The sequence below is a fragment of the Dactylosporangium sp. CS-047395 genome (assembly GCF_050942185.1).
Taxonomy (GTDB): Bacteria; Actinomycetota; Actinomycetes; order Mycobacteriales; family Micromonosporaceae; genus Dactylosporangium.
Map to the genome: position 1 here is coordinate 7,664,362 of NZ_CP192015.1, position 21,648 is coordinate 7,686,009.

23 protein-coding genes and 1 pseudogene are annotated in these 21,648 nt (G+C 71.5%); 10 read left to right on the forward strand and 14 right to left on the reverse strand.

Annotated elements, in window-relative coordinates:
* Positions 1–11 precede the first annotated feature (11 nt).
* A complete protein-coding gene (locus ACQP00_RS36130; protein WP_433204549.1) occupies positions 12–449 on the forward strand; it encodes a hypothetical protein in 438 nt (145 codons plus the stop codon).
* 68 nt (positions 450–517) lie between these two features.
* On the opposite strand, the gene ACQP00_RS36135 is transcribed toward ACQP00_RS36130, so the two are convergent.
* On the reverse strand, positions 518–871 hold the full coding sequence (locus tag ACQP00_RS36135) for a hypothetical protein (RefSeq protein ID WP_433204551.1): 354 nt from the start codon (positions 869–871) through the stop codon (positions 518–520).
* Positions 872–922: 51 nt separating this feature from the next.
* On the opposite strand from ACQP00_RS36135, the gene ACQP00_RS36140 reads away from it, so the two are divergent.
* Together ACQP00_RS36140 and ACQP00_RS36145 are read left to right on the forward strand one after the other, a co-directional pair.
* Positions 923–1,783: a heavy metal-binding domain-containing protein gene (locus tag ACQP00_RS36140; protein ID WP_433204553.1), complete on the forward strand. Its 861-nt coding sequence runs from the start codon at positions 923–925 to the stop codon at positions 1,781–1,783.
* Positions 1,780–2,592, forward strand: coding sequence for a heavy metal-binding domain-containing protein (locus ACQP00_RS36145; protein WP_433204556.1), 813 nt, complete (start codon positions 1,780–1,782; stop codon positions 2,590–2,592). Before ACQP00_RS36140 ends, ACQP00_RS36145 begins: the two co-directional genes overlap by 4 nt.
* Here the strand turns inward: ACQP00_RS36145 and ACQP00_RS36150 are convergent.
* The 6 genes from ACQP00_RS36150 to ACQP00_RS36175 are packed head-to-tail and all read right to left on the reverse strand — an operon-like array spanning position 2,578 to position 10,981.
* On the reverse strand, positions 2,578–4,977 hold the full coding sequence (locus ACQP00_RS36150; RefSeq protein ID WP_433204559.1) for a glycoside hydrolase family 2 protein: 2,400 nt from the start codon (positions 4,975–4,977) through the stop codon (positions 2,578–2,580). The two genes, ACQP00_RS36145 and ACQP00_RS36150, sit on opposite strands and share 15 nt — an antisense overlap.
* Positions 4,978–5,034: 57 nt before the next feature.
* Positions 5,035–6,093 (reverse strand): LacI family DNA-binding transcriptional regulator, encoded by a 1,059-nt coding sequence (locus ACQP00_RS36155; protein WP_433204562.1) that lies wholly within the window; start codon positions 6,091–6,093, stop codon positions 5,035–5,037.
* Between the two features lie 20 nt (positions 6,094–6,113).
* Positions 6,114–6,923: a carbohydrate ABC transporter permease gene (locus ACQP00_RS36160; RefSeq protein WP_433204565.1), complete on the reverse strand. Its 810-nt coding sequence runs from the start codon at positions 6,921–6,923 to the stop codon at positions 6,114–6,116.
* Positions 6,920–7,780 carry a carbohydrate ABC transporter permease gene (locus ACQP00_RS36165; RefSeq protein WP_433204568.1) on the reverse strand — a complete coding sequence of 287 codons (861 nt, stop codon included), beginning with the start codon at positions 7,778–7,780 and terminating at the stop codon, positions 6,920–6,922. Before ACQP00_RS36165 ends, ACQP00_RS36160 begins: the two co-directional genes overlap by 4 nt.
* Positions 7,777–9,057, reverse strand: a complete 1,281-nt coding sequence (locus tag ACQP00_RS36170) for an ABC transporter substrate-binding protein (protein WP_433204571.1) — start codon at positions 9,055–9,057, stop codon at positions 7,777–7,779. The genes ACQP00_RS36165 and ACQP00_RS36170 overlap by 4 nt, the downstream gene beginning before the upstream one ends.
* Before the next feature lie 7 nt (positions 9,058–9,064).
* Entirely contained in the window at positions 9,065–10,981 is a 1,917-nt protein-coding gene (locus tag ACQP00_RS36175) for a cellulase family glycosylhydrolase (protein ID WP_433204573.1), read from the reverse strand.
* A 351-nt stretch (positions 10,982–11,332) separates the two neighbouring features.
* Between ACQP00_RS36175 and ACQP00_RS36180 the strand changes: the two genes are divergently transcribed.
* Positions 11,333–12,127, forward strand: coding sequence for a hypothetical protein (locus ACQP00_RS36180; protein WP_433204576.1), 795 nt, complete (start codon positions 11,333–11,335; stop codon positions 12,125–12,127).
* A gap of 746 nt (positions 12,128–12,873) precedes the next feature.
* Here the strand turns inward: ACQP00_RS36180 and ACQP00_RS36185 are convergent.
* A complete protein-coding gene (locus tag ACQP00_RS36185) occupies positions 12,874–13,128 on the reverse strand; it encodes a hypothetical protein (protein WP_433204579.1) in 255 nt (84 codons plus the stop codon).
* 286 nt (positions 13,129–13,414) lie between these two features.
* Positions 13,415–14,032: an L-threonylcarbamoyladenylate synthase gene (locus ACQP00_RS36190; protein WP_433204582.1), complete on the reverse strand. Its 618-nt coding sequence runs from the start codon at positions 14,030–14,032 to the stop codon at positions 13,415–13,417.
* Between the two features lie 28 nt (positions 14,033–14,060).
* Between ACQP00_RS36190 and ACQP00_RS36195 the strand changes: the two genes are divergently transcribed.
* Positions 14,061–14,420, forward strand: a complete 360-nt coding sequence (locus ACQP00_RS36195; protein ID WP_433204585.1) for a nuclear transport factor 2 family protein — start codon at positions 14,061–14,063, stop codon at positions 14,418–14,420.
* 6 nt (positions 14,421–14,426) lie between these two features.
* Here ACQP00_RS36195 and ACQP00_RS36200 read toward each other — a convergent pair whose 3' ends face one another.
* Together ACQP00_RS36200 and ACQP00_RS36205 are read right to left on the reverse strand one after the other, a co-directional pair.
* Entirely contained in the window at positions 14,427–15,254 is an 828-nt protein-coding gene (locus ACQP00_RS36200; RefSeq protein WP_433204588.1) for a hypothetical protein, read from the reverse strand.
* 182 nt (positions 15,255–15,436) lie between these two features.
* Positions 15,437–16,273: an NAD(P)H-binding protein gene (locus tag ACQP00_RS36205; RefSeq protein ID WP_433204591.1), complete on the reverse strand. Its 837-nt coding sequence runs from the start codon at positions 16,271–16,273 to the stop codon at positions 15,437–15,439.
* A gap of 90 nt (positions 16,274–16,363) precedes the next feature.
* Here ACQP00_RS36205 and ACQP00_RS36210 point away from each other — a divergent pair, with 90 nt between their 5' ends.
* The 4 genes and pseudogenes from ACQP00_RS36210 (at position 16,364) to ACQP00_RS36225 (ending at position 19,581) form a co-directional block, all read left to right on the forward strand.
* Entirely contained in the window at positions 16,364–16,912 is a 549-nt protein-coding gene (locus ACQP00_RS36210; RefSeq protein ID WP_433204594.1) for a TetR/AcrR family transcriptional regulator, read from the forward strand.
* An 18-nt stretch (positions 16,913–16,930) separates the two neighbouring features.
* Positions 16,931–17,961: pseudogene (locus ACQP00_RS36215) on the forward strand (DUF2252 family protein).
* 64 nt (positions 17,962–18,025) lie between these two features.
* The gene (locus ACQP00_RS36220) at positions 18,026–18,361 is read left to right on the forward strand and encodes a YciI family protein (protein ID WP_433204597.1); all 336 of its coding nucleotides are present in this window, start codon (positions 18,026–18,028) and stop codon (positions 18,359–18,361) included.
* Positions 18,362–18,369: 8 nt separating this feature from the next.
* Complete coding sequence (locus tag ACQP00_RS36225) at positions 18,370–19,581, forward strand: RNA polymerase sigma factor (RefSeq protein WP_433224110.1); 1,212 nt, start codon at positions 18,370–18,372, stop codon at positions 19,579–19,581.
* 119 nt (positions 19,582–19,700) lie between these two features.
* On the opposite strand, the gene ACQP00_RS36230 is transcribed toward ACQP00_RS36225, so the two are convergent.
* Together ACQP00_RS36230 and ACQP00_RS36235 are read right to left on the reverse strand one after the other, a co-directional pair.
* The gene (locus ACQP00_RS36230; protein WP_433224112.1) at positions 19,701–20,066 is read right to left on the reverse strand and encodes a PLD nuclease N-terminal domain-containing protein; all 366 of its coding nucleotides are present in this window, start codon (positions 20,064–20,066) and stop codon (positions 19,701–19,703) included.
* 87 nt (positions 20,067–20,153) lie between these two features.
* Positions 20,154–20,513: a hypothetical protein gene (locus ACQP00_RS36235; protein ID WP_433204600.1), complete on the reverse strand. Its 360-nt coding sequence runs from the start codon at positions 20,511–20,513 to the stop codon at positions 20,154–20,156.
* A gap of 75 nt (positions 20,514–20,588) precedes the next feature.
* Between ACQP00_RS36235 and ACQP00_RS36240 the strand changes: the two genes are divergently transcribed.
* A complete protein-coding gene (locus tag ACQP00_RS36240) occupies positions 20,589–21,194 on the forward strand; it encodes an MBL fold metallo-hydrolase (RefSeq protein ID WP_433204603.1) in 606 nt (201 codons plus the stop codon).
* Between the two features lie 3 nt (positions 21,195–21,197).
* Here ACQP00_RS36240 and ACQP00_RS36245 read toward each other — a convergent pair whose 3' ends face one another.
* A complete protein-coding gene (locus ACQP00_RS36245; protein ID WP_433204606.1) occupies positions 21,198–21,623 on the reverse strand; it encodes a MarR family winged helix-turn-helix transcriptional regulator in 426 nt (141 codons plus the stop codon).
* Between the last annotated feature and the right edge of the window lie 25 nt (positions 21,624–21,648).

Consider the following 21,648-nt stretch of genomic DNA (forward strand, 5'->3'; position numbering starts at 1 on the left):
ACCGTTCAGCCATGCTCGCTCGGCGCAGCCCCGATGACGATGCGCGGATGCCGCGCCCGCTCGCACAGGTCGCCGGCGGTCGCCTGCTCCGCGCACCGTCCACGCCGCCACTGCCAGCGCGCCGCACGCGGTCCACGTCCACGTCGCCGACCGCGTCGATGCTGAACGTGCGCAGGCGGATCGTGCACAACGCCCACGCGGTCGCCGCCCTCAAGCCCGCAGCGGTGTTCGTGGAGGAGCTCGCCGAGGCCGACCGCCGCCACCTGCCCGCTCGTGACCAAGGTGCACGCCGCGGCGCCGCACCCGTCGAACCGCAGCGCCTGGCCGAGCTGGCCCGCCGCCTGGGCACCGCGGCGTTGCTGATCGAGGACGCCTCGGCGCTGCGACGAGGAGTAGCGCTCCGGCGCCCGGGTGGTCGGCTGTCCGAGGGCGCAGGTCGCCGCGTCTGATGAGGTCAGGGGTCCCAGGTCGGCGAGTTGTTCGGCCTTGCCGTCGGCGATGCGGAACAGGGCGCTCGTCATCGGTTCGCGTCCTGTGCCTGGGCCGCGCCGGAGCCTGCGTCGCGGTCGAAGATTGCCGCGATGGAGCCGTCGTCGAGGACCGCGACCCCGCCGTACCCGGGGCTGGGTGGCAGGTCCGGGATCGGCTCCAGGTCGACGGCGGAGACTCCCGTTTCCAGCGTCCCAGCGATGCGTACAAGAACGCGGAGCGTGCGTCCGGTGCGGCGCTCATGCCGCTGGACGCGGCGCAGCTGGAGAGCCTCGTCGAGTTCAACGATGAGCGGATCGCGGCGGGCGGTTGTGACCGCACCACCCGGCACGCCGGGCGGTGGGCGCGCGATCACGGGGTCGGCCGGCGGGTCAGGCGGCACGTCGTGATGGATGGTTGCCCGGCTCGGGCGTGATCGAGTCCAATAGATGCCGTGACGGGGAGTCGGGACGTGGGCGGGTTTGCCGCGCTGCGGGCCGTGGGGTTCGAGCCCGTCCGGCCGGTCAGCGGCACCGCGGTGTTCCTGGTCGGGCCCGGGTTTGCCACCTGCCGGAGCCGGACGCTGAAGGTGCCCGAGACCGATGACATCTCCGTGCAGTTCGAGCGGCACATTCGGCGGGTCGCGCTCGACCGGATGCGGCGGCACTGCGTTGAGGCCGGTGGGGACGGGGTCATCGGCGTCGAGCTCGCGGTCCGGCCGTTTCTCGGCGGGGTCGGGGCGGAGGGCGACGAGACCCTTGAGTTCGTGGCCACCGGGACGGCGGTGCGCCTGGCGGGAGTGACGCGGCGGCGGCTCAAGGAGAAGCCGTTCACGGCCGGGGTCAGTGCGGCCGAGCTCGCCAAGCTGCTCCAGGCCGCCTGGATGCCCGTGGCCGTGGTGCTCGGGGTCGGCGTCAAGGTTGTGCACGACCGGGCCACCGAGGTGGAGCAGTCGTCCGTCGACAACGTCGAGCTCAGCACGGCTACCAAGCTGGTGCGGGCGACCCGGGCCGCGGCGCGCGATGGCCTGGTGCGGGATGCGGGGCTGGCCGGGGCGCACACGGTGATCGAGCATGGGGCGAGCCTGAAGGTGTACGAGGAAGCCTGCGAAGTCCCCCGCCCGCAGGACAGCTTCGTCGCGACCGCCCGCGGGGTCGAGATCGAGCCGGTGGATCGGATCGCCGTGGCGACCATGACCGGGACCGCGCTCGTGCGGCTGCGCAAGCCGGTCGGGGCCGGCAGTGCGCGGCCGCTGTCGATGATGCGGCTGGATCGGGATCGTCGTTCCGCTGTGAACTGGAGGCAGGCGCCATGACGCTCGACCCGGCTGAACTCGGGGTGCCGCAGGACGCGATCGATCGGCTGGCCGAGCTGAAGCCGGACCGGGCCGGGAAGATCTTCACGTCGGATCTGACCGTGAACGAGTTCCTGCTCGTGAAGCAGGCCGGGTTCACGCCGCTCGGGCTGGTGCTCGGCACGTCGGTGTACCACTGCGGCTTCCAGTTCCGCGGCTGGTCCCGCAACGCCGAGCTCGACGTGCTCTCCCAGGCCATGTACCACGCCCGCGAACTGGCCATGGCCCGCATGCAGTCGGAGGCGGCGCTGCTCGGCGCGGACGGGATCGTCGCGGTGCGCCTCGAGGTCGACTTCAAGGAATGGGGCAACGACACCGCGGAGTTCCTCGCCGTCGGTACCGCCGTCAAGGCCGACCCGGACACGCACTGGAAGCCCAAGTCGAAGCGCCCCTTCACCTCCGACCTGTCGGGGCAGGACTTCTGGACGCTGCTCCAGGCCGGCTACGCCCCGCTCGGCATGGTCATGGGCGTGTGCGTGTACCACGTCGCGCACCGCACGTTCGGCAACGTGCTGGCCAGCATGGGCCGCAACGTCGAGCTGCCGCAGTTCACGCAGGCGCTCTACGAGGCCCGCGAGCTCGCGATGGCCCGCATGCAGCACGAGGCCGAGCAGCTCGGCGCCGAGGGCATCGTCGGCGTCGACCTGACGCAGCGCAACCACTCGTGGGGCTCGCACACCACCGAGTTCTTCGCGATCGGCACGGCGGTGCGCCCGCTGCGCGCCGACCACACGATTCCGGCCCCGCAGCTGGTGCTACCCCTGGACTAGGTCGTTGGCGCTGCGCAGGACCGGAGCAGAGGACCACACCGCCGCGTCGGTGTTGGTCGTGCCGAGGACGTGCAGCGTCACCGACTCGCCCGGGAGCAGGGTCACCAGCTGGCGATCGACCGTGGCCGCCGGGTCCACCCGGTCCGGGAACACCGCCAGGTCCCGGACCAGCGTCTCCGCCGTCAGGTGGAGGTCGACGCCGCCGGGCACCGCCGTCGTCCTCACCGAAACCTTAGCGGCGGGGTACGACAATTCCGCGTCCTCGCCGGAGAACCAGAACGCGCGATCGGCCCCGTCGCCGTCCGCGACCAACAGCTCCGAGGAAGACGACGCAAAAGAACCCAGCGAAGGCGCCAAAACAGCCGTCGAAGCCCCACCCGCAGGCACGTCCACCGAAAGCGTCACGTCCGCCACCACAGTGCCGTCGAAGGTGACGCGACGCACGGAAACCGTGGTGCTCCAGCGCGATGGCGTGTCGTTCACCGCGACCAGAGCAAGGCCACCGTCGCGCGGCTGGAAGGTGAGGAGGCGCTCGGCGTACACCCGGCGAAGGGCGAACCACAAGGGCTTGCGCCGGCCGTCGCCGTCGATCGCCGACCACGACGTCACGGGCCAGTTGTCGTTGAGCTGCCACACGATCGTGCCCATGCACAGCGGCTTGAGCGACCGGAAGTGCTCGATGCCGAAGGTGATCGCGCGCGCCTGGTTGAGCTGCGTGGCCCAGAGCCAGTCATCGAAGCCCACCGGCGCCGGGAAGTGCCCCTCCAGCCCGCGGGCCAGCTTGTCGTTGCCGCCCAGCGCCTTCTGGTGGTGGGCCACGCCCGGGGACTGCGGGGTCAGCGGGTCGTCCGAGACCGACCGGCGCAGCGTCGCGAAGGCGGGCGGGGCCTGGAAGCCGAACTCGGCCACGAACCGCGGCCGGTACGTCCCGTAGTGCCGGTAGTCGTGCGTGTTCCACACGTCCCAGATGTGGGTCGTGCCGTGCGCGGGGTCGTTCGGGTGCAGCGCGGGGTCGCCGGAGTACGGGCTGCCCGGCCAGTACGGCCGCGTCGGGTCCAGCTCGTGCACGACGGCCGGCAGCACGCGCAGGTAGTAGCCCTCGCCCCAGGTCCGGCCCTCCAGCAGGGCGGGCCAGCCCCAGTCGTGGTACCCCCAGATGTTCTCGTTGTTGCCCACCCACATGACCAGGCTCGGGTGCGGCATCAGGCGCACCACCTGCTGCCGCGCCTCGGCCTCGACCTCGGCGCCGAGCGGGTCCTCCTCCGGATAGGCCGCGCACGCGAAGGGGAAGTCCTGCCCGACGAGCACGCCGAGCTCGTCGGCGATGTCGTAGAAGTCGTCGCTCTCGTACCGCCCGCCGCCCCACACCCGCAGGTAGTTCACGCCGGCCTCGACGCCCTGGGTGATCCGTTCGCGGTAGCGCGCCCGGCCGACCCGCGTCACGAACGCGTCGTCGGGGATCCAGTTCACGCCGCGCACGAACACCGGCTCCCCGTTGACCCGCAGCACGAACCGCGACCCGTCGGCGTCGGCGGCCGTGTCGAGCTCGACGGTGCGGAACCCGATCCGCCGCTCCCACACGTCGTCGGCGACGCAGACGCGCAGGTCGTACAGGCGGGCGGCGCCGTACCCGCGCGGCCACCACAGCTCGACGTCCGGCACCTCGACGACGACCGACGCCGAGACCTCGCCGGCCGGCACCTCGACGGAAGCCTCGAAACCGGACACGGAGGCGCGAACGACAACGGGAGCATCGGACGTGCGCTCCAGCGAGACCAGCACCTCGACCCGGCCGGTGGTGCCGTCGACCGAGACCAGCGGCCGCACCGAGGCCAGGCGGGCAACCGACCAGGAGTGCAGGCCGATCGGCTGCCAGATGCCGGCCGTCACCACGGTCGGGCCCCAGTCCCACCCGAAGTTGCACGCCATCTTCCGGATGTACTGAAACGGTTCAGGATAGGCGTTCGGCCGCACCCCGAGCGCGTCGCGCACCCGCTCCGCGTAGTCGTAGGCGGAGTCGAACCGCACCGTCAGCTCGTTGCCGGCGGGTCGCAGGAGCGAGGTGACGTCCCATCGGTACCCGCGGTGCTGGTTCGCCGTCCGCCCGACCTCGACCCCGTTCAGCGTCACTGTCGCGACCGTGTCCAGCCCGTCCGCCACGAGGTCCACGCGGTCGCCGGCGACGGCGTCGAAGCTCGTGGAGTACACCCAAGGGGTCTTTCCGATCCAGTGCAGCTCCTCCTCGTTCGCGTCGAGGAACGGGTCGGGGATCGCCCCCGCGGCGAGGAGGTCGGTGTGCACGCACCCCGGCACCTCGGCCGGGAACGGGCCCAGCTCGGACGAGCGGACGGTCCAGCCGGAGTGGAGCGGACGCAGTTCGGACATCGTGGTGCTCCCCGACAGGCTACTGAACCGGATAAGTTCCTGCGACTGCACCCTAGCTCATCGCTTCGGGGGCCGGGTCGACTGCCGGGTGGTCAGCGTCCCCGGCGGCAGCACGAGCCGCGTCTCGCCGCCCCCGCCGATGGCCGTGAGCAGGGCCCGGGCGGTCAGCTCGGCCTGCAGCGCCGGCACCTGCACGACCGCCGTGATCTCCGGCACCGTGATCTGGCACAGGTCGGAGTCGTCCCAGGCGACGACCGAGAAGTCGTCCGGGACCGCGAGTCCCATCTCGTGCGCGACCTTGAGCGAGGCGGCGGCCATGACGTCGTTGTCGAAGACCAGCGCGGTCGGCGGCGCGGCCAGGCTGAGCAGCTCGCGGGTGGCGCGCATGCCGTCGGCGGCGCCGTAGTTGGTGTAGACGGCCCGGTATTCCACGCCGCCGACCGACGCGGCCGCGGCGGTGTAGGCGGCGTCGCGCTGGACGGTGTGCAGCAGCTCGCGCGGGCCGGCGACGCGGAAGACCGTGCGGTGCCGCAGCGCCCGCAGGTAGCTCACGATCGCGTGCGCGGTCCCGGCCGTGTCGGCGTCGACCGAGCTGAGCCCGGCCAGGTCGAAGCCGTCGAGGCCGGAGTCGCCGCCGCCGATCACCGCGGCCGGGAGCCCGATCTCGCGCAGGGCGGCCGGGCGCGGGTCGCCGTGCCGCAGGTCGGTCAGGATCACGCCGTCGACGTGCCGGCCGCGGTACCACCGGCGGTACACGTCGAGCGTCTCCGCGAAATCGTCGACCAGGTGCAGCACGAGGGCCACGTCGTTGCGGTTGAGCTCGGCCTCGACGCCGCTGAGCATCTGGGTGAAGAAGGAGTCGACGACCATCACCCGCGGCGGGCGGACCAGCACCAGGCCGACCGCGTTGGCCCGGGCCGTGCCGAGCGAGCGGGCCGCGATGTTCGGCGCCCAGCCCAGCTCCTGGGCGGCCGCGAGCACCCGGGCCCGGGTCTGCTCGGAGACGCCGGGGCGGCCGTTGAGGGCGTAGGAGACGGCGGCCTCGGACACGCCGGCGTGCACGGCGACCTGCCGGATCGTCACCCGCCCGCCCTGCTGCTCACCCGAAGCTGTCATTGATCGGCACCCTACAACAGTTACTTCGTCGCCCCGGCGGTGAAGCCGTTGTAGATGAACCGCTGCAGCGCCAGGAACACGACGAGGGTCGGGATGATGACGAGGATGACGCCGGCCGAGATGACCTCCCACTGCGCGCCGAACGGGCCTTTGAACCGGAACAGCGACGTGGAGATGACGCCGAGGTCCTGCGACGGCATGTACAGGAACGGGATGTAGAACTCGTTGTAGATGGCGATGCCCTTGATGATGACGACGGTGGCGATCGCCGGCTTGAGCAGCGGCAGGATGATCCGCCGGTAGATGGTGAACGCGCCCGCGCCCTCCAGCGCCGCCGCCTCGTCGAGCTCGGTCGGAATGGAGCGCAGGAACTGCCGGAAGATGTAGATCGAGATGATGTCGGTGCCCAGGAACAGCGCGATCGCCGACCAGCGCGTGTCGTACAACTGCAGCGTGTCGACCACCTTGAACGTCGCCACCTGCGTCGTCACGCCCGGCACCAGCGTCGCCAGCATGAACAGCGCGATGACGAGGCCGCGCAGCCGGAACCGGAACCGGTCGATGGCATAGGCGGCCATCGACCCGATCAGCACCGTGCCGGCCAGCGACACGACCAGGATGATCGAGGTGTTCACGAACCCGCGCAGCATGTGTCCGTCGTTGAACGCGACCGCGTAGTTGTGCAGATTGAACCAGTCGTGCGGCGGGTCGAACGGGCCGGACGTGGCGAACTCCTGATGCGTCTTCAGCGATGCAAAGACAAGGACCAGAGGCGGCAGCAGTACCACCAGTGCCGCCCCGATCAGCGAGAGGTGCTTGAGCGCTCTCACGACAGCGTCACCTTCTCCTCCGGCGCGATCCGGCGCTGCAGCCAGGTCACGATGAGGATGATGACGAGCAGCACGACGGCCATCGCGGAGGCGAGTCCGAACTTGTAGTACTTGAACGCCATGTTCACGGTCTGAATGACGAACGTCTCGCTCTCGTTGGCGCCGCCGGTCATGATGAACGGAATCTCGAACACCGACAGCGAGCCCGAGATGGCCAGGATGAACGAGAGCCCGACGACGGGCCGGATACCGGGCAGGATGATCCAGCGGAACTGGGCCCACCGGCCGGCGCCGTCCAGCTCGGCTGCTTCGTACAAGTGCGGCGGTATCGACTGGATCGCGCCCAGGAACAGCACGAAGTTCAGCCCGAGATAGCGCCAGACCGAGGTGCCGGCGAGCGAATAGTTCACCACCGCGGGGTCGCCGAGCCACTGCTGCGACGCGCCGCCGAGGCCGACCGCGCCCAGTGCCGAGTCGAGCGTGCCGCCCGGCTGGAAGAAGAACAGGAAGATCATACCGATCGCGACGCCGTTGATGAGGTACGGGAAGAAGATGAAGCCCTTGTACACGTTGCGGAACCAGGTGCTGAAGCTGAGCACGGCCGCGAAGTACAGCGCCAGCAGGATCTGCACGACGGACCCGGCGACGTAGTACAGGCTCACCTTCAGCACCCCGAACAGCTCCGGGCGGGTGAAGATCTCCACGTAGTTGGCCGGCCCCACGAACTCCTTGGTGGGGCTGAGCCCGTCCCAGTCGGTGACGCTGTACCAGAACATGTTCGCCACCGGGATGTAGGTGAACACGATCAGGAAGAGCAGCGGCACCGACAGGAACGCGTACGGGGTGAGCCTCCTCATCCGAGCTTGGCCCGGGCCGCCGACCACTTCTTGTTGAGGTCGGCGAAGATCTGGTCCTTGGTCTGGTTCTTGGCCCCGCGGGCGGCGTCGACGATGCCCTGGCGGTACTTGCCGTCGTAGAGCGCGATCTCGGCCGCGTTGCCGATCTTGTCGGCCCGGCCCTCCTTGCCCTTCGGCGCCGGGTTCAGCTCCAGCAGTTCGGTCTTGGCCGCGGTCAGGTCGGCCAGGGTCGCCGGCATCGCCGCGCTCTTGAGCGTCGAGACGCCGCCCTGGTCGGTGGCGTAGTTCGACTCGTCGGTGAACCAGTCGATCCAGGCCCGGGCGGTCGCCTTGTTCTTCGAGTTGATGTTGATGGCGTTCTTGTAGTCGCCGCCGATGACCGAGTAGAACTTGCCGTTCGTCTGGTGCGGGAACGGCCAGTACCCGATGTCGTCCTTGCTCGTCGCCGCCTGCTGCATCTGCACGATCGACCACGACCCGAGCACCATCGTGGCGATCTTGCCGGTGCCGAGCAGGCCCTTGGACTGCTCCCAGTTCGTGGTGGCCGGGTCCGGCTCGGTGAGGCCGCCCTTGACCGCGTCGTAGAGCAGCGAGTCGAGGACGTAGTGCTCCTTGCCGGCCGCCCACGGCGCGTCGTCGTCGGCGAGCTTCGTGGCCGCGTCCGGGTCGCCGCTGATCGCGCCGCGGGCGCCCTCCCACTGCCCGAGCGGCCAGCCGTCCTTGTAGTTGGTGTACAACGGGATCGCGCCCGTCTTGTCCTTGATCGCCTTGAGCGCGGCCAGGAACTCCTCGGGCGTCTTCGGCGGCTCGGTGACGCCGGCCTGCGCCCACACCTTCTTGTTCAGCACGTACCCCTGCGCGTTGCCGGTGATCGACAGCCCGTAGACCTTGCCGTCGAACGTCTGCTCGGTGCGCACGAAGCGGTACTTGTCCTGCAGCTCCTCGACGCTGCCCAGCGGCTCGAAGAACGACTTGAGCTGGTCGGCGTTGACCGAGTTCGGGATGAGCAGCACGTCGCCGTAGTTCTTGGTGTTCATCCGGACCCGGACCTCGCCCTCGTAGTCCGTGATCGCCTCGAACTTGACGGTCGTGCCGGGGTACTTCGCCTCGAACTTCTTCTTGTAGTCCTGGAACACGGTGTTGACGATGTCGGTGCGCTGGGTCAGCACGGTGATCTCGCCGCCGATCTTGCCGTCGCCGGCCCCCTTGTCGCTGCCACAGCCGGTCGTCCCGGTCAGCGCGAGGCCCAGCACGAGCAGGCCGATTGCCTTCCTCATGGCTCCACTACTCCGCTCGAAGGTTGTCGATGTCGAAGGTGCCGCCGCCGGAGAACCAGAGGTAGACCACCCGCACGTCGGCCAGGGCGGTGCCGTCGCAGGACATGGCGGTCGTGAGGTCGATGGAGACGGTGGTGGTCGTGTCCGGGTTCACCCAGCCGAACGTGGACTGGCACCAGGTCCACGCGTCGCCGGTCTGCACCGCGATGCTCGTCGAGGTGCCGGCGGCCGAGGTGCGCAGCTCGTACCGCAGGCTGGATTTACCCGACAGGTCGAGCTTGGCCGGCAGCGGCGCGATCCCGAACCAGCCGCCGCCGTCGGACGTCACGTGGAGGCCGGCTGCCCCCTGCGGGTGGAAGTCGCCGGTCTGCGCCACGGTCCCCGCGCCGACCTGCCAAGAACCAGGAGCGAAGCCGTCGGTACCGTCCTCGAAGCCGGCGATCAGCAGCGGATCTCCGGGCCGGGGCCGGACGGTGACCTCGATCCGCGCCGCGTTGGACGTGCGGCCGGCCTCGTCCTTGATGGTGTACGTCGTGGAAGCGCGCCCTTGGAAGCCCGCCGCCGGCGTGAACGTGACCGCGCCGGTGCCCGCGTTCAGCGCGAACGTCCCGCCCGGGGTGGTGGTCGCCTCGAGCCGGATGCTGGAGGGCCTGACCCGCGTCCGGTAGGCGATGTCGTTCGCCGCCGGCTGCAGCGTGACCGCCTCGTCCCGCAGGGTCTGCGCCGTGTCGTCGTCGGCCACGGGCGGGCGCGACTTCTGACCCCGCCGCAACTCGTCGCCGGCGTTCGAGATCGTCGTGCAGACGGGGCTCGGACAGTACACGGTGAATCCGTCGTAGTCCGGGTAGTTCGTGCCGTCGTCCTGCACGCCAGACAGGATCCAGTAGAGGAACCCGTCGAGGTTGGACCGGACGGCCTCGTCGAGCCAGGCCTTGTAGACGACGTTGCGGGTGGCCTTGTCCTTGATCCCGAACTCGCCGAGCATCACCGGCTTGTGCACCCGCGCGGCAAGCTGGGCGTGCGTGCGAATCCACTGCGTGCCCCAGGCGGCGTCCTTGCCCCAGCCGTCCGGGTACAGGTGGAACGAGGCCAGATCGACGCCCGGCAACGCGGCCAGCGCGGCCGAGTCGACCCCGTCGGCACAGTTGGTCGTCCAGTCGGAGCCCGCGCGGTCGGTGCACAGGAAGCCCTCGTCGCCGACCCCGACCAGGTGATGCCGGTCGACGCCGTGGATGAAGCGGGTCATGTCGTCGGCCCACGACACGAGCGTCCGATCGGTGCAGCCCGCCGACCGCGGCAGCTGCCCCGACCCACCACAGCGCGGCTCGTTCGCCAGCTCCCACGCCAGAACCGTCGGATCGTTCTTGTACTGCACGCCGGTCAGCGAGTTGGTCCGGTTCAGCACGTGCGCGACCCAGTCCTGGTACCACGCCCGCACCACGGGATCGGTGTAGAAGTCGTCGTGGTACTGCCCGCCCCGCCACTTGACGTACTGGTCCATCCCGCCGAAGTCGCTCCAGTTGTTCGTGAGCGGGATGACGAGCCGGATCCCCTTGTCGCGGGCGGCTTTCAGGACGTAGTCGAGCCGCTGCAGCCCGTCGGGTCCGTCGTTGGCCACGGGCTTCGTGCCGTCGAAGGTCAGGAACGACACCCCGTTCTGCCCGGCCTCCATGAAGCCCCACGTCCGCACCACGTCGAACCCGGCCGCGGCCGCGTCCCCGAGCACGTCGTCGGCCATCGCGCGGGACTGATAATGCAGGTAGTAGTTGTTGGTCCCGGCGAACCGGAACGTCTTCCCGTCGAGCCGCAGATCGTCCCCTTGCCGCGTCACGAACCCGGCACCACCGTCATGCGCGGCAGCGGTCCCGCCGGAGGCCGCGACGGCGACCACGGCAACGGCGAGCGCGAGCAGTCTTCGGTACATCGGTGGCCAACCTTTCCGACTGGGAGGGCAGGCGCCCACGCCGTTGCAACGTAGTCAGCACCGCGCATGCGTCAACGAGCCCGCGGCCGCCCCGCAGATCAGCCCCGGGATGCCCCCGAAACTTCCACCAACCGCCCGCGCCATTAACCGCTTAACCAGCCCGACGATACGAGCCCCACAGGAGGCAGTCAAGAACTCCGATCCGTTCCCGGCCCACGGCGATTACCCGCTTCAGCTTTCGAGCGTCCAACCACGGCGCCGCGCGGTCCTCGATCCGCGGCCCACGGAACCCGACGCCGTCAAGGTATGGTGGCAACTCACAAAAGCCGCAAATCGACCATAGGGGATTCCATGCTGCGCCCCATCGCCGCCGCGCTGCTGCTCGTGCCGTCTCCGACGCCGGCTCCGGGCGGGCCGACGCTGCCGCCGGGGCTGGTCTGGGTCGACCGGGCGCCGGGCGCGACCGGCTCGACACTGCACACGGTCGACGGGCAAGGACACGAGCAGAAGATCCGGATTCGGTACGCCCTGAACGCGATCGCCTGCACCCCCGGCGGCACCCTGACCGGTCTGGCCACGGACCTGGACGGCAAGCGCCTGCCCCGGGCCCCGCACCTCGTCCGGATCACCACCGCTGGCGCCGTCGAGGACCTCGGCCCCGCCCCGGACCACGCCGCCCTAACCAGGGGGTTCGGCGCCGCGGCCGTCGGCTCGCACCTGCTGGTGAGCGCCGGCGACAAGCTGATCGACCTCGACGGGCCGGCCACCTACGCCCTGCCGAAGCTCCCGTACACCGGCGACTGGGCCACCGACCCCCACACCGGCGAACTGGTCTCCGTCACCGCCATGCACAACATGGCCCAGGTCGTCCGGCTGCGCTGGGACGCCGGGACCGGAGTCTCCGCCGTCGACCTGGAGCCGATACCGGACCTGCCACCCAGCCCCGCATACGGCGGCGTCGCGGTCCTGCCGGACGGCTCCATCGCGGCGATCTTCAACCGCGACACGGGCCCCGGCGCCGGCCCGGGCACCGGACGCGAACCGATGACGAGCGCCCTGTTCCGCATCACCGACGGCAAGGCCGAACACCTCGCCGACCTGGGCGCACTGACCTCATCGGACGCGGCCACCTGCCCCGTCGCCTGAAGCGGCCCCGGCGGGACCAGGGTTCAGCGGCGGCGAGCGCCTCCACGGCCCGCCCCAGCAGCACGTCGGCGTGAGCTTGGGCCCACAACCGCGCACCGGCCGCCTCGACGAGGGCCGCCGCGCCCGCGAGGTCCTCCGGCGCCGGGCCGTGATACGTGGCCGCCAGGTCCAGGCCCGCCGTGGTACCGCTGGTCAGTGCGGCCACCACCGGCAGCGACTACTTGCGGCCGCGCGGGCCGGAGTGGACGGGCTTGCCAGTGACCGCGGGATCGCCCCAGATGCCGAGCAGGTCGTCGGCGAACTGGAGCGTGAGTCCCAGGTCCTCGCCGAACTAGGCCAGCCGCAGCACCTCGGCCGACCGGCCGCCGTCGAACAGCGCCCCGACCGCGCACGCACAACCGAGCAGGGCGCCGGTCCTGGCCGAGGCCATCCGCAAGCCCTGGCCGACGCCGACGCCGACGCGCCGTCCGGAGTCGACGCCGGCATCATCGCGCCGCTCGAAGTCAAGGGCGGCGCTCTGCCGTCGAGGAGGCGCTGCACGGCGACGGCCCGGGTCAAGGCGGGGCTGTCGCCGGCCGCGAGCACGTCCATCGCGAAGGCCAGCAGCGCGGCGGCGGCGAGGATGGCGACGCCGGTGCCGAAGACGCTCCAGGCGGTAACCCGGTGCCGGCGGCCGCGTCGCCGTCCATCGCGTCACCGTGCGGCAGCGCGAAGTTGTGCACGAGCTCGACGGCGACCGCCCCCCGTCACGGCGTCGAGGTCGGTGCCGCCGACCGCGAGCGCCCCGCCGAAGACCAGGGCCGGGCGCGCAACGCCTGGCCGGCGTCGGCGCGGGCCGTCCCGCCACCGGGGTCCCACCAGCCGAAGTGGTACCCCGCGATGTGCCGCGTCGAGGACGGCAGCGAGTCGAGGGCGGCGCGCAGGGCCGGATCGACCAGCCGCCCGGCCTCGGCCGGCTGCTGCTTCGCGGCGCGCGGTGCTGCGATGACGGCGACCACCATCAGCCTCCGACCTCGACGTCCCGGTCGACCGCCGGCTGCGACCGGCCCAGCGGTGCTGGACCCCGGCCCGATCCGTCCGATTGAGCGCGGATACCGGATTCCAGCGCGGCCATTGCCAGCCGAAAATCCGTTATCGGGCTGGAGTCATCGACGAAGGCCTTCGAGAAAGGCCGGCCGGGAACGGTCAAATATCGCCGGAGCAGCCCATCCGGAACGGGCGGCAAACGCCGAAGCGGCGTGCGGTACCAGCGAGGCGGTTTGCTGCTTTTCGCACCCCCCGGTGCGGCTATTCGAATCGGGTCGGGTCGCCGGCGCCCACGCGGAGGATTTCCGGCTCGTCCTCGGAGAGGTCGACGACCGTGGTCGGCTCGGTGCCGCACTCCCCGTCGACGACCGCGTCGAGCTGGTGGTCGAGGGACTCCTTGATCTCCCAGCCCTGGGTCATCGGCTCGTCCTGGCCCGGGAGCAGCAGCGTGCTGGAGAGCAGGGGCTCGCCGAGCTCGGCCAGCAGGGCCTGGGTGACCGTGTGAGCCGGGATGCGCACGCCGACGGTGCGCTTCTTGGGGTGCAGCAGCCGGCGGGGCACCTCGGGGCTGGCCGGCAGGATGAACGTGTAGCTGCCCGGGGTGACCGCCTTGACCAGCCGGAACACCGAGTTGGAGATCTGCACGAACTGGCCCAGCTGGGCGAAGTCGCGGCACATGAGGGTGAAGTGGTGCCGGTCGTCGAGGCGGCGGATCTCCCGGATCTTGGCCAGGCCGGGGTGGCTGCCGAGCTGGCAGCCCAGCGCGTAGCAGGAGTCCGTCGGGTACGCGATCAGGCCGTCCGCGCGCAGCAGGGTCACGATCTGCTGCAGCAGCCGCGGCTGCGGGTTGTCCGGGTGCACGTCGAAGTACCTCGCCACAGCCCCAGCCTACGTGTAGGAATAGCGCATGACGGATCTGGAGGCCGTGACCGGCTGGGTCGAGGGTTACGTGCGGGCGTGGAACAGCAACGACCCGGCCGGCATCGCGGAGCTCTTCGCCGAGGACGCGGCCTACTACGGCGCCCCCTACGCCGACCCGTGGCGCGGCCGCGACGCGATCGTGGCCCAGTGGCTGCTGCACCGCGACCAGCGCGGCGAGACGACGTTCACCTGGTTCCCGGTGACGGTGAGCCCCGACCTGAGCGTCGTGCAGGGCGTCACGACCTACCCGCACGCCACGTACAGCAACCTGTGGCTCATCCGGCTCGACACCGTCGGGCAGTGCCGCGAGTTCACCGAGTGGTGGATGGAGCACGCCGCCGCTTAGCGCGCTTCAGAACGGCAGCGCGTCGTCCCGGGGCGGGTTGAGCCGCCGCCACACCACGACGACGAACCACGCGAGCAGCCCCAGCATGAGCATCCGCAGCGACACGAAGACGATCGCCGTGTGGTTGGCGGCGATGGCGTCGGCGACGAACGCCAGGCGCTCGGTCGGCCGCACCTCGTCCCGCGCCGCCTCGGCGAAGAGATAGACGACGAGCGGGATCAGTGCCAACCGCCAGCCGAGGTACGTCCAGTGCCGCAGAATGCTCCGCCGGTCCCGCCCCAGCCGGTCGGCGACCCGCCCGACGACCCCGAACCAGACCGCGAACATCAGCAGCGTCACCCACAGCGCGATCCCGACGGCCGACCCGACCCGGTCCACCAGCGCGAACACCGCCTGGGCGGCCGGCTCCTGGATCGAACCCGCCTCGGCCGCGTACTCCCCCAGCACCGCGTCCTCGCGCCGCAGCACGAGCACGTCGACCACCAGCAGCACCAGGTGCAGCACGGTGACCGTGAGCATGACCCAGGTGAACGCCCGCAGCGCGACCGGCGGCCGGTCCTCGATGACGTCGTCGTCGAACGCGTCGAGCTCCGGCAGGTCGGGAAGGTCGGGCTCGTCCCGGGCCTGCTCCGGAATTCGCACCCCGTCGGGCAGCCAGTCGGGCACCTCCCCGTCCCCGGCCACGGGTTCGAGCTCCGGCAACCGGTCGGGCCAGCGAACCGCGCCGTCACCCCCGCCCACGAGCGCCGCGACGAACTCCGCCGATGGGACGCCGCCGTGGCGCAGACAGAGGCATCGACCGTTGGTGTCGTGCCCGGGGGCACCGCACTTCACGCAAACCATCGACACAAGGCCAGCAGCGTAGTCGGCGAACATGACCCCCGCGTGCCCCGGAACGGCCGAACCACCCGGCTGTTCGGCTCGGATTCACCGCGTTGACCTCTGCGTTTCACCTCCCACTCCACCCTTCGCGGTCCGGCGGTCACCCTGCGCTCACTCCCTTTCCACCGGCCCTTTCACTCCCCCGCCGCCTCGCGAACCGCCGCAAGCGCGGCAACCGGCCGCCTTCCCAGCAGCGCCGCCAATTCCCCGGTCGGCGTGCCCGCCCACCCGGAACGAATGCACGCATACAGCGCCAGCAATTGCTCAACCACCGGTGCGGGCCAGCCCCGAGCCGCCCAGCGCTCCCGGAAGTCCGGCTCCGGCTCCGGCTCGTACGCCACCCCGGCCAACGCGGCCAGGTCGGACCAGCCGACGGTGTCCGGGCCGGTCAGCTCGTACGTCCGCCCGTCGTGCCCGGACCCGCCCGCCAGCACCCGCGCCGTCGCCTCGGCCAGGTCCGCCGTCGACGCCACCGCCAGCCGGGCGTCGCCCGCCGGCGCGGTCAGCACCCCGTCGCGGCGGCCCGCCACAACGTCCCGGGCCAGCGCCGCCGCCAGGCCGAAGCCGACCCGCACCAGCGTCCACCGCACCGCCAGCCCGCGCACGAAGGACTCGGTCTCGGCGTAGTCGGCGGTCGACGGCAGGGTGTTGTGGGCGAGATCCGGCCAGCTCGTCACGACCACGCGATCGGCGCCCGCCTCCACCGCGGCCGTGATCGCGCCACGCAGCTGCGGGCCGCGCACCTCTGGGGCCGCGCCGAGGTACGTGCCGTTGATCAGTACCGTCGAGGCGCCCGCGAACGCCGATGGCAGGGTCTCAGCGACGGCAAAGTCGCCGTGGCGCACTGGAACGCCCAGGTCGGCGGCCCGCGCGGGGTCGCGGACGCTGACCGCCACGGCGGGGGTCAGCGCGAGCAGGTGCGTGGTGACGAGGCGGCCGAACGTGCCGTTCGCGCCGGTCAGGATAATCATCGGAACAACCCTCCCCAGGGCAAGCGGGGCAGCCGCCCCGGTTATGACCGCGACGATAGCGGGGCGCACGCCCCGCTTCAAGGGGTGCCGATGCCTCGTGCCGATGCCGTGCGGAACCGCCAGCGGGTCCTGTCCGCGGCCCGGGACGCCTTCGCCGAGCTCGGGCCGGGGGTCAGCCTGGACGATGTGGCGCGGCGGGCCGGGGTCGGGCCCGGGACCGTGCACCGGCACTTCCCGACCAAGGATGCGCTGTTCGCGGCCGTCATCGCGGATCGGCTGGAGGAGCTGGCCGCGGCCGGTGCGGAACTCGCCGGCGCCGACGAGCCGGGGCCGGCGTTCTTCGGGTTCTTCCGGCGGCTCGCCGCCGAGGCGGCGCAGAACCTGGCGCTGTCGGCGGCGCTGACCGATCCGGCCGCGACCGGGGAGGCGATCCGCGAGGCGGGGCGCGAGCTGGAGGGCGCGATCGCCGTGTTGCTGGCGAGGGCGCAGGAGGCTCGTGCGGTACGAGAGGATCTGACGACGGCCGAGTTGCATGCGGTGATCGCGGGGGCCGTCGTCATGGAGCAGCGGCTGCCCGGACCGTCCAAGGGGCGGGGACTCCAGCTGGTCGTCGACGGGTTGGCCGGAAAGCGGGCGTAGGAACGCTATCGTCGGGCGATGGATCGCGCCGATGCCCTGACCGACGTGCTCGTGGCGGAGTTCGGGGAGCTGATGGCCGTCGACCCGGCCGCGTTCCGGCGGAAGTTCCGCAAGATGGCGGCGTCGCCGTTCGCGTTCTACCGGGGCAGCGCGTGCGTGTTCTACGCCGACGTACAAGGGACGCCCGACGATTTCCTCGACGAGCGCACCGCGCGGGTGTGGATCCACGGGGACCTGCACGCGGAGAACTTCGGGACCTACATGAACTCGGCCGGGGTGCTGGTGTTCAACGTCAACGACTTCGACGAGGCCTACGTCGGGCCGTTCACCTGGGACCTGAAACGGTTCGCGGCGAGCGTGGCCCTCATCGGGTACGAGAAGGCGCTCTCCGACACCGTCATCGGCGAGCTCGTGGCGGGCTATGCGGCGGCGTACGTGGCGGAGCTGCGCGGGATCGCCGGCGGCGGGGCGATCGGGTCGCTGACGCTCGACACGACCGCCGGGGTGCTGCACGACGTGCTCCAGCGCGCCCGCCTGCGCACCCGGGTCGCGCTGCTGGAGGCGCAGACGGCCATCGAGGAGTACGACCGGCGCCGGCCGTGTCGCGCTGGATCACCGACGAGCGGGTCCGGTCGTACTTCCGCCACCAGGGGCACCGCACCAGCGAGTCGCAGCGGGCCCTGCAGGCGCACGCGGACGCCTGGGCCGGGCACACGCAGCTGCGCGGGGTCGGGCAGCTGGTCGCGGAGGTGTCGCCGTACGCGACCGACCTCGACTGGAGCGACGTGAACGAGCCGGACGAGCTGCGCAGCGTGATGGCGTACCTCGGCCGCGCGACCGCCCGGATGCACTCGGTCGCCGACGACGAGTCCGCGCACGACCTCGTCGACTTCTCCACCGAGGACGCCATCGTGGCGGCGATCGGGCGCGACGGGGCCGGATTCACCGACGACCTGGTCGGATTCGCCCATCGGTACGGTGCGGTCGCCCGCCGCGACCACCAGATCTTCGTCGACCTGTTCCGGAACGGAAAATTTCCGCTCGGCTGAGTGTCCGGATCGCCGCTGCCCGTTCGTCACCTGCACGACGCACGATCAGAGAGGAACCCACCTGATGCAGTACATGATGTTCGTCTGCAGCGACAGCGAGCCCGACACGGACACCGCCCCCGAGCCCGACATCGACGTCTGGGTCGACACGAACGACAAGTCCGGCCGCCGGCTGCAGGGCTCGGTCCTGGCCCCGCCGACCGCGGCGACGACCGTGCGGGTGCGCAACGGCGAGCTGCTCGTGACCGACGGGCCGTTCGCCGAGACCAAGGAGGTCATCTTCGGCTTCGACCTGCTGGAGTGCGCCGACCTGGACGAGGCCATCGAGGTGGCCCGCACGCACCCGATGGCCCGCGGCGGGCGCATCGAGATCCGGCCGCTCGTCGCGCTGGAGCGGTGATCGTCGCAATGGACATCGCCTCGGCCGTCACGACGGGGGCGGCCGAGGCGTACCCGCGGATCGTCGGCGCGCTCATCCGCATGACGGGAGACTGGGACTTGGCCGAGGACTGTGCGCAGGAGGCCCTGGCCGGCGCGCTGCAGCGGTGGCCGTCCTCCGGCGTGCCCGACAACCCGGGTGCCTGGCTGATGACCACGGCCCGCAACCGGGCCATCGACGTGCTGCGCCGCGCCGCCGTGGAGCGCACCAAGCTGCAGCAGCTCGCGATCCTCGCCGACCCGGAACCGGGCGAGACACCCGACGGGTTCCCGGACGACCGGCTGCGGCTGATCTTCACCTGCTGCCATCCGGCGCTGCCCCTGGAGGCCCGGGTGGCGCTCACGCTGCGCACGATCTGCGGGGTGCGCACCGCCGACATCGCCCGCGCGTTCCTGACCACCGAGGCGGCGATGACCCGCCGGCTGACCCGCGCCAAGACGAAGATCGCGCAGGCCGGCATCCCGTACCGCGTCCCGCAGGGCCCCGCGCTGGCCGAGCGGCTGCCGGGGGTGCTCGGCGTGCTCTACGTGCTGTTCACCAACGGCTACAACCCCGACGGCGAACCGGCGTTCGCCGACGAGGCGATCCGGCTGGCCCGGCTCCTGCGCACGCTGCTGCCGGCGGTGTCCCCCGCCCCGGAGGACCTCTCGGAGGTCTCCGGGCTGCTGGCGCTGTTCCTGTTCCAGCACTCGCGCCGGGCCGCCCGCCGCTCCCCCGACGGCCGGCTGCTCACCCTGGAGCAGCAGGACCGGGCGCTGTGGGACCGCGACGCGATCGCCGAGGGCCGGGCCCTGCTGGACGGGCTGGGCGACGGCCCGTACGCGCTGCAGGCCCGCATCGCCGCCTTCCACGCCACCGACGGCGGCACCGACTGGTCCGGCATCGCCGCCTGCTACGACCTGCTGTGGAAGCGCCAGCCGACGGCGGTGATCGCGCTGAACCGCGCGGTCGCCCACGGCTACGCCCACGGCCCCGCGGCCGGCCTCGAACTGCTGGCCGCGGCCCGGGCCGGCGGCGCCCTGGACGGCTACCCGCACGCGATCGCGGCCGAGGCCGAGTTCACCGCCCGCGCCGGCGACCACGCGCGAGCGGCGGCCCTGTTCCGAGACGCCGCCGCGCTCGCCCACAGCCCGGCCGAGCGCGCCGCCCTCCTGGAACGCGCCGACGGCGAAGAACGCTAGACCCCGCCGCGGATAGGACCCGCTGCGGTTTTTTTGAGGGGGTGTGGGTGGAGCTTGCTCCCCCACTGCTTTTCAGGACATCGCACGGTATACAACGGTGCCCGAAAGACCGTCCGCCACTAAGCCTTGCCGTCGTCTCGCTTGCGGAGTTCCTCTTCGCGGCGGCGCAGGTCCGCCTCCCACTTGGAGAACATTTCCTCGTCGGCGCGGCGGTTCTTCGCCAGCTCGCGCAGGAACGCCGGATCGTCGTCGGGAGCCAGGTCCCGCCGCGCGACCGGCCGCTGGTCCTCCGGGAAACCGCTGCCCGGGCGCCACTGCGCGCCGGCGCCGGCCCGTGCGGGCTGCTGCGGGCGGCCGGCGACGAACCAGGCGATCCACCCGATCGGCGAGAACAGCAGGATGATGAAGACCCACGCGACCTTGGGCAGGTTGCGCACCAGGTACTCGTCCGTCGACAGGCAGTCGATCACGGCCCACACGAGCATGACGAGGTCGATGAGGAACAGGAGTCCATAGAGGCGAACCACGCCGGACATCGTGCCGGAACCGGCCCCCGCTGTCCGCCCCGTGACCTACTTGTAATGCACGGTTATCAATCCGGGGTCGGTCACCAACAGCGCGTGCCGACCGGCCTCCAGGCGCGGCTTGGCCGGGGTGGCCGGGACGCCGTGCGCGGCGTGCAGCTCGACGCGGCCGGGACCGAGCCGGGCCCGCACGTCCGACCAGCGCTCGACCGGGAACTTCAGCGCCTCGTCGGCCAGCACGAGGTCGAAGGGGATGCCGCGCTCGTCGCGCAGCGGGAACGCCACGAGGGTGCGCCCGGTGGCCAGCGGGGCGAGGGCGTGCATCCGCAGCGCGTCGCGGCGCGTGGTGCGCAGCTCGCCGGTGCGGGTGACGGCCGTGTCGCGCAGGGGCCGGACCGGGCGGAGCACCCGATAGGCGTACCGGCCGACCTGGACGTCATCCCGCCGCGTGGCCCGGCGCCGCAGCGCATAGGCTTGGGACCCATGGTGCGCATCGAACGGCTGGTCACGTCGGGCACGTTCTCGCTCGACGGTGAGACCTTTGACGTCGACAACAACGTCTGGATCGTCGGCGACGACGAGGAGGCGATCGTCATCGACGCCGCCCACGACGCCGCCGCGATCGTGGACGCGCTGGGCGGTCGCCGCGCCGTCGCGATCGTGTGCACCCATGGTCATGACGACCACATCGATGCCGCACCCGAGGTCGCGCTGCGCACCGGCGCGCCGATCCTGCTGCACCCGGACGATCTGCCGCTGTGGCACATGAAGCACCCCGCTCTCGAACCGACAACGCACCTTACCGACGGCCAGCGGATCGGGGTAGCCGGTGCCACGCTGACGGTGCTGCACACCCCCGGCCACAGCCCGGGGGCGGTCTGCCTGCACCTGCCGGCGGAGCACGTGGTCTTCTCCGGCGACACGCTGTTCGAGGGCGGCCCGGGCGCGACCGGCCGCTCGTTCTCGGACAAGCCGACGATCCTGCGCTCGATCACCGACCGGCTGCTGACGCTGCCGCCGGACACCGTCGTGCACACCGGCCACGGCCCGGACACGACCATCGGCGCCGAGCGGGACAACATCAGGTAGCGGCTATTCGGCGAGCCGTTCGATGATCGCGGCGGCTCGCAGCAGCGCGGCGCGCTCCCCCGGGTCGAGCGACGCCATCTCGGCGGCCAGCCACTCGTCGCGCTGCCGCATGTCCTCGCGCAGCACCGCCCGGCCCGCGTCGGTGATGGCGAAGACCCGCTGCCGCCGGTCGGCCACGTGCTCGAGGCGCTCGATGTGCCCGTCGCCCTCGAGCTCGGCGAGCACCCGCGTCACCGACTGCGGCTGCAACCGGTCCGCCGCCGCGAGCGCGCCCGCCGCCATCGGCCCCTTGCGCGCCAGGTGCCCCAGCATGCTGATCTTCGTCAGGCTGAGCCCGTCGGCGGCGCGTTCGAGCTGCAGGCGGCGCCCCAGCCGCTGAGTCGCCCGCCGGACCGCCCGGGCGAGGCTGAGATCGGGATCCGCGTCCATGGTTGCGCTTACGGTACCGCGCCTG